This window comes from Streptomyces sp. NPDC004658 (assembly GCF_040609555.1).
Taxonomy (GTDB): Bacteria; Actinomycetota; Actinomycetes; order Streptomycetales; family Streptomycetaceae; genus Streptomyces.
Window position 1 is genome coordinate 122,286 of sequence record NZ_JBEXKG010000004.1, and the last position, 7,404, is coordinate 129,689.

4 protein-coding genes and 1 pseudogene are annotated in these 7,404 nt (G+C 72.2%); 1 reads left to right on the forward strand and 4 read right to left on the reverse strand.

Annotation, left to right across the window (positions count from 1 at the left end; translation table 11 throughout):
• Window position 1: 1 nt before the first annotated feature.
• Entirely contained in the window at window positions 2–1,552 is a 1,551-nt protein-coding gene (locus ABZV94_RS03475; protein WP_356336719.1) for a diaminobutyrate--2-oxoglutarate transaminase family protein, read from the reverse strand.
• A 537-nt stretch (window positions 1,553–2,089) separates the two neighbouring features.
• On the opposite strand from ABZV94_RS03475, the gene ABZV94_RS03480 reads away from it, so the two are divergent.
• Window positions 2,090–3,301 (forward strand): hypothetical protein, encoded by a 1,212-nt coding sequence (locus ABZV94_RS03480; protein ID WP_356336721.1) that lies wholly within the window; start codon window positions 2,090–2,092, stop codon window positions 3,299–3,301.
• A 66-nt stretch (window positions 3,302–3,367) separates the two neighbouring features.
• Here ABZV94_RS03480 and hflX read toward each other — a convergent pair whose 3' ends face one another.
• The 3 genes and pseudogenes from hflX to ABZV94_RS03495 form a co-directional block, all read right to left on the reverse strand.
• Entirely contained in the window at window positions 3,368–4,858 is a 1,491-nt protein-coding gene (hflX, locus tag ABZV94_RS03485) for a GTPase HflX (protein WP_356336722.1), read from the reverse strand.
• A 210-nt stretch (window positions 4,859–5,068) separates the two neighbouring features.
• Entirely contained in the window at window positions 5,069–6,592 is a 1,524-nt protein-coding gene (locus tag ABZV94_RS03490) for a M1 family metallopeptidase (protein WP_356336724.1), read from the reverse strand.
• A gap of 82 nt (window positions 6,593–6,674) precedes the next feature.
• Window positions 6,675–7,115: pseudogene (locus ABZV94_RS03495) on the reverse strand (ACT domain-containing protein); the annotation flags it as partial.
• Window positions 7,116–7,404: the final 289 nt, after the last annotated feature.

The following is a 7,404-nucleotide window of genomic DNA, read 5'->3' on the forward strand; positions in this document are numbered from 1 at the left end:
TTCAGCCCGCGCGCTGGGCCGGGCAGGGCCGGCGTTGCTGGTGTGGGCCATGCGCTTCGTGGTGGCGGACGGCCGCTGTCACCGCGTCGGTCAGCCGGTCGAGTACGGCCGCCGCCTGTTCGTCGCTGATCGTGAGAGGAGGGAGCAGCCGGACCACGGACGCGTGCCGGCCTCCGAGTTCGACGATGAGTCCGCGCTGGAGGCACTCCCGCTGGACGGCGGCGGCGAGTTCGGGGGCGGCCGGGTGCGGCGCACGGGTGGGCTCCGGTCGGTCCGCCGTGTCACCCGGGCTCCCGTCACCGGCGTCAGCAACGTCACGCAGGTCACCGCCGTCACCCACATCAAGGACATCACCGACATCACCCAAGCCACCTGCATCGTCGGCGTCACCGGCATGGGGTGCCCGGCCAGGAGCGGTGTGGTCGGCCTCCGGGTTCACCAGCTCGACCCCGATCATCAGGCCGCGCCCCCGGACGTCTCCGACGCAAGCGAACGCGCGGGTGAGTTCCGTGAGTTGGCGCAGCATGCGGGAGCCGAGGGCGGCGGCGCGTTCGGCGAGGGCGTTCTCGCGGACGTAGGCGAGGGTGGCGGTGCCCGCGGCCATGGCGAGCTGGTTGCCGCGGAAGGTGCCGGCGTGGGCGCCGGGTTGCCAGACGTCGAGATCGTCGCGGTAGACGATCACGGCCAGCGGGAGGCTGCCTCCGATGGCCTTGGACAGGACCATGACGTCGGGGGTGACGCCGCTGTGGTCGACGGCCCAGAAGGCGCCGGTGCGGCCGACTCCCGTCTGGATCTCGTCGGCGATCAGCGGGATGGACCGGTCCGCCGTGAGCCGGCGCATGCGGCGCAGCCAGTCGTCCGGCGCGGGGATCACCCCGCCTTCGCCCTGGACCGGTTCGAGGATCATCCCGGCCGGCAGTGGGACGCCGGATTTGGGGTCGTCGAGGAGGGACTCGGTCCAGCGGGCGGCGAGTTCGGCGCCGTGCGGTCCGCCGACGCCGAAGGGGCAGCGGTAGTCCTGCGGGTAGGGCAGGCGGGTGACCCGGACGTCGGGGGCACCGCCGGAGGCGGCCAGGGCGTCGGCGGTCATGCCGTGGTAGGCGCCGGTGAAGGCCAGGATGCCGGTGCGCGCGGTCGCGGTCCTGACCAGTTTGAGGGCGGCCTCGACGGCGTCGGTGCCGGCCGGTCCGCAGAACTGGACGCGGGCTCGGTCGGCCAGGCCGGACGGGAGCGTGCGGAACAGCTCGGTGACGAAGGCGTCCTTGACGGGTGTGGCGAGGTCGAGGACGGAGAGGGGGGCGCCGGAGTCGAGGACCCGGCGGACGGCTTCCAGCACGACCGGGTGGTTGTGGCCGAGGGCGAGGGTGCCGGCACCGGACAGGCAGTCCAGGTAACGGCGGCCGTCGGCGCCCTCGATGGTGAGGCCTCGCGCCCGGACGGGCACGATGGGCAGGGCGCGGGCGTAGGTGCGTGCCGAGGACTCACGCGCCGACTGGCGTCTGAGGATCCCCTCGTGCACGTCCCGCGCTTCCCCGGACGTGCCTCCAGCCATCGACTCCGTAACGGCCACGGCGCGCTGTCCTCCCCGTTGTTCGAAGGCGAGTTGGTCCTCGGGGACCGGACACTGGCAGCAGGCCCCACCGGCTACAACAGCGGACCGTTCGGGCGGTTACGGGCTCGCCCGGAGATCCTTGGCCGGACGGGACGGGGACCGGCGCTCCCGCGCCCGCACCAGCAGCACCAGCACCAGCACCAGCACCAGCACCGAAGACGCATCGCGCCGCGCCGCGCCCCCGCGGTGGCCAGGGGCGAGGCCGGGCACGGACCGGCACCGCGCCTCATGACACCTCATCAGTCGGCGCGGGGCGCCGTGCACAGGAGGCGGGTCTCGGACCGGCCGCCGTGCGTTCCCTGTTCAGTCGCCCTGTGACGGAACCGTTGCCCTCCCGTCAGAACTCACCCACGGCGACGGCATAGTGTGTGATGCCGTTCCCAGAAGGTCGTGAGACCGGCGTGAACCTTCCATGAGTTCGCCGCCGGTGTCGGGCCGAAGCGCCGAGTTCCTTTCACAGCAGGGGGAGTCAAGTACATGCGATCCATACGGCCGTCGTTCACCGCTCGGCGAGGGAGGGGTGGTCGCCGAACCTCCACCTCGCTGACGGCGGTCGCCCTCGTGTCGGTGCTGGCGCTGACCGCCACCGCCTGCGGGGGTGACGACACCGCCGACAGCAAGCCGTCCGCGGTGAGCACCGGCGACGGCAAGATCACGATCCCGGGTGACCTGAAGCAGAGGCTCAAGGAGCACGGGATCGACATCGACAAGTGGAAGCACGGCGCCTGGAAGAACTGGAACCGGGACGACTGGCTGCGCGAGGCCAACGACTTCATCAACCCGATCATCAAGGGCCTGTGGGACCCGGACCGGATGCGTGGCGCCGACGACCCGGACCAGGGCGTCGACGACAACGACATCTCCGGTGACCAGGGCGTGACGGATCCGGCGCCGCAGCCGGTGCAGGCCCAGGCGGTGGCCCCGCCGTACCACGCCCGCGCGGCCACCTCGGGCAAGCTGCTGTTCGACGCTCCCGAGGGCACCATGGTCTGCTCCGCGACGGTGGTGAAGGACCCCGCGCACCCGGGCAAGTCCAACCTCGTCTGGACCGCGGGTCACTGCGTGCACGCCGGCAAGAAGGGCGGCTGGTACCGCAACATCGCCTTCGTGCCGTCGTACAACGACCAGGGCAGGTCGTCGGCCGAGCTGGAGAACGCCAGCCGCTCCGAGATCGCGCCGTACGGCGTGTGGTGGGCCGACGCGGCGAAGACCTCGCAGCAGTGGATCAGCAAGGGTGGTCAGACGGGCGGTGACGGCGCGTCGTACGACTTCGCCGTCATCCATGTGACGCCCGAGCAGGGCAGCGGCGGCAAGTCGCTGGAGGAGACCGTCGGCGGGGCGCTGCCGGTGAACTTCGACGCGCCGGCCGTGCCCCAGGTGAAGAGCATCACGGCGTCCGGCTACCCGGCGGCGGCGCCGTACGACGGCCAGCTGCTGTACCAGTGCCAGGACAAGCCGGGACGGCTCTCCATCGAGCAGTCCGATCCCACGATGTACCGGATCGGCTGCACGATGACCGGTGGCTCCTCCGGTGGCGGCTGGGTGGAGACGGGCGCGGACGGCAAGCCCGCGCTGGTGTCGAACACGTCCATCGGCCCGGTGCGTTCCGGCTGGCTGGCCGGTCCCCGGCTGGGTGAGGTGGCCAAGGGCGTGTACGAGTCGGTGAGCAAGCAGTTCGCCGGGCGGTGACCTGGCGGTGGGCATGACGAGGGCCCGTCACCCGAGTGGGGTGGCGGGCCCTCGTGGCGGGCTGGGTCAGACCGCGGAGACCGGCACGTACGGCGCGAGGTCCGCCGCCAGCTCCTCGTGCACCCGGACCTTGAGCAGGGTGCCCTCCGCGGTGTGCTCCTCGGAGATCACCTCGCCCTCGGTGTGGGCGCGGGCGACCAGCTTGCCGTGGGTGTACGGCACGAGCGCCTCGATCTCCACCGAGGGGCGGGGCAGCTCGTTGTCGATCAGGCCGAGCAGTTCCTCGATGCCCTGGCCGGTGCGTGCCGAGACGGCGATCGAGCGCTTCTCGACGCGCAGCAACCGCTGGAGGACCAGCGGATCGGCCGCGTCCGCCTTGTTGATGACGACGATCTCGGGCACGTCGGTGGCGCCGACGTCCCGGATCACCTCGCGTACGGCGGCGAGCTGCTCCTCCGGGTCCGGGTGCGAGCCGTCCACCACGTGCAGGATCAGGTCGGAGTCGCCGACCTCCTCCATGGTGGAGCGGAACGCCTCGACCAGGTGGTGCGGCAGGTGCCGGACGAAGCCGACGGTGTCCGCGAGGGTGTAGAGCCGGCCGCTCGGGGTCTCGGCCCGGCGGACGGTCGGGTCCAGGGTCGCGAACAGCGCGTTCTCGACCAGGACGCCGGCGCCCGTGAGGCGGTTGAGCAGGGAGGACTTGCCGGCGTTGGTGTAGCCGGCGATGGCGACGGAGGGCACCTTGTTGCGTCGGCGCTCCTGGCGCTTGATCTCGCGGCCGGTCTTCATCTCCGCGATCTCCCGGCGCATCTTGGCCATCTTCTCGCGGATCCGGCGCCGGTCCGTCTCGATCTTGGTCTCACCGGGGCCACGCGTGGCGAGGCCGCCGCGACCGCCACCCATCTGCCGGGACAGCGACTGACCCCAGCCGCGCAGCCGCGGCAGCATGTACTGCATCTGCGCGAGCGCGACCTGCGCCTTGCCCTCGCGGGACTTGGCGTGCTGGGCGAAGATGTCCAGGATCAGGGCCGTACGGTCGATGACCTTGACCTTGACGACGTCCTCCAGCTGGATCAGCTGGCCGGGGCTCAGCTCACCGTCGCAGATGACGGTGTCCGCGCCCGTCTCGATGACGATGTCGCGCAGCTCGGCGGCCTTGCCGGAGCCGATGTAGGTGGCCGCGTCGGGCTTGTCGCGGCGCTGGATCACGCCGTCGAGCACGATCGCGCCCGCGGTTTCCGCGAGGGCGGCCAGCTCCGCGAGGGAGTTGTCGGCGTCCTGCGCCGTGCCGGTGGTCCACACGCCGACGAGCACGACCCGCTCCAGGCGGAGCTGGCGGTACTCGACCTCGGTGACGTCCTCCAGCTCGGTGGACAGACCCACCACGCGGCGCAGGGCCGCGCGCTCGGAGCGGTCGAACTGGTCGCCGTCCCGATCGCCGTCGATCTCGTAGCTCCAGGCGACGTCCTCTTCCATCAGGGCATCGGCCCGAAGACCCTCGGGATAGGCGTGCGCGAGGCGCTTGGTGTCCTGGGAAAGGGAAGAAGAGGAGGTCATTGGATCCTTACGTCGATGAGATACGTCGGTGGGAGTGCCGTCACGGCGTCGGCGTCACGGCCTCCGCACGGCGGGCGGTCGCCCGTGCCGCTTCGTGAGGTACAACGCACGGGTACCCCGGGAGATTCCCGTGTCCCCTGCGCGCCCACCCCTAGATGGTCGCACGGTACGGCACGTCTCGTCACCGGGTTATCGCCGGTCGTCACCGGGTCATCGCCGGGTGCGGGGCGCGGCGGGCTGCGCCTCGGCCGTGGGCTTCCAGTCCGGGTGGCCGGGCATCGGCGGGGTCTTCTCGCCGTAGAGCCAGGCCTTGAAGAAGCCGCTCAGGTCGCGGCCGGCGATGGCCGAGGCCAGCCGGACGAAGTCGGCGGTGGCGGCGGTGGCGTCCTGGTGCTCCCGGACCCAGATCCGCTCCAGCCGCTCGAAGGCCGGCCGGCCGATCTCCTGCCGCAGGGCGTAGAGCACGAGGGCTGCGCCGTCGTAGACGCTGGGGCGGAAGATGCTGATCTTCTGGCCCGGGACGGGCGGCTTGGGCCGGGCGGGCGGGCCGCCGGACTCGCGCCAGCGGTCGGAGGCGCCGTAGGCGGCCTTCATCCGCTCCTCCATCGGCCGGTGCGCGGTCTCCTCGGCGTACAGCTCCTCGTACCAGGTGGCGTGGCCCTCGTTCAGCCAGACGTCGGACCAGCTGCGGGGGGTGACGCTGTCCCCGAACCACTGGTGGGACAGTTCGTGCACCATGATCGACTCGATGTACCACCGGGGGTAGCCGGGCTCGGTGAACAAGTCCTTCTCGAACAGCGAGAGGGTCTGTGTCTCCAGTTCGAAGCCCGTGGCGGCCTGGGCCATGAGCAGGCCGTAGGTCTCGAACGGGTACCGGCCGACCTTGCTCTCCATCCAGGCGATCTGGTCGGGGGTCCTCGCGAGCCACGGTTCGAGGGCCTTGCGGTCGCCCGCGGGGACGACGTCACGCACGGGCAGGCCGTGGGGGCCCTCGCGGCGCAGCACGGCCGAGCGGCCGATGGAGACCTGGGCGAGCTCGGTGGCCATGGGGTGCTGGGTGCGGTAGGTCCAGGTGGTGGTGGTGCCGACCCGGTCGGCACCGGCGGGCAGACCGTTGGCCACGGCGGTGTAGCCGTTCGGCGCGGTGATCCGGAAGGTGAACATCGCCTTGTCGGAGGGGTGGTCGTTGCACGGGAACACCAGGTGGGCGGCGTCGGCCTGGTTCGCCATGGCGAGGCCGTCGGAGGTGCGCACCCAACCGCCCTCCTGGTCCTTGCCGTAGACGGGGTCACTGGTGTGGCGCACGGTGATCCGGATCCGGCTGCCCTCGTCCAGGGGCTCGTCCGGGGTGACGACCAGGTCCTCGCCGGCGCTGGTGAAGTCCGCGGGGCGCCCGTCGACCTCGACCGACCGCACGGTGCCGTGTGCGAAGTCGAGGTTGAGGCGCCTGAGGTCGGCGGTGGTCCAGGCGTCGATGGTGGTGACGGCCTGGAGCGGCTTGTCGTTGGTGCCCGGGTAGGTGAGGGACAGGTCGTACGAGGCGACGTCGTAGCCCGGGTTGCCCAGGTAGGGGAAGAGCCGGTCGCCCACGCCGAGCGGTTCGGGCGGCGCCGCGGCGGCGAGGAGGCAGACGGAGACGGCGGAGGCGAGCAGGGCCGCCTTCCGGTGCCGGGACACCTTGGGCGTGGTCCGGAGGCCGGCGGTCCGGGGTCGGGAGCGGGGGGTGAGCAGCATGGACCACCGCTACCAGTGGCTGCCCGCCCCGCGGCGGCGACGCGCGACCGGCCCACCCGAACGGGTAGGCGGGACGCCGTCGTCAGGACGCCCGCGGCTGGTGCTGCGCCCGGCTCACGTCGTACACCCCCGGTACGTCCCGCATGGCCCGCATCAGGGCCGGGAGGTGGGCCGCGTCGGGAAGCTGGAGGGTGTACGTGTGGCGCACCCGCTGCTGGCTGGGCGGTTCGACGGTGGCGGAGACGATCTCGACGCCTTGCAGGGCGATCGCCTCGGTCAGGTCGGCGAGGAGATGGGGGCGGCCGAACGATTCAGCGACCAGGGTGACCCGGCATTCGGCGGTGTCCCCCCAGCGCACGTCGATCTCCGCGCGCCCCCTGCTCTTCATGTGCGCCACCGCCGCGCACTCCACGCGGTGCACGGTCACCACTCCCCCGCGCACCGCGAACCCGGTGATCTCGTCCGGCGGTACGGGCGTGCAGCACCCGGCGAGCCGTACGGCGGCACCGGGCCGGTCCACGAGGACGTCGGCGCGCCGGGAGCGCGCGGCAGGGGCACCGTCGGCGGGGCGCGCCGGGGCGGCGAGGGGGCGCGTGGCGGAGGGGTCGGCTGGGCGGGTGCCGGGCGGCCCGGCTGGACGGGTTGCGGAGGGGTCCGCGGAACGCCCCGTGGAGGAGTCCGCGAAACGGCCGGCGGCGGGGCCCGCGGAGCGGCCGGCAGCCGCCTACGCTGCGGTCGACGGTCGGGGTCATCCATCCGCTGGTGGCGCTGATCCAGTCGTGGTGGGACAGAGCGACATCGCCATGGGGTGG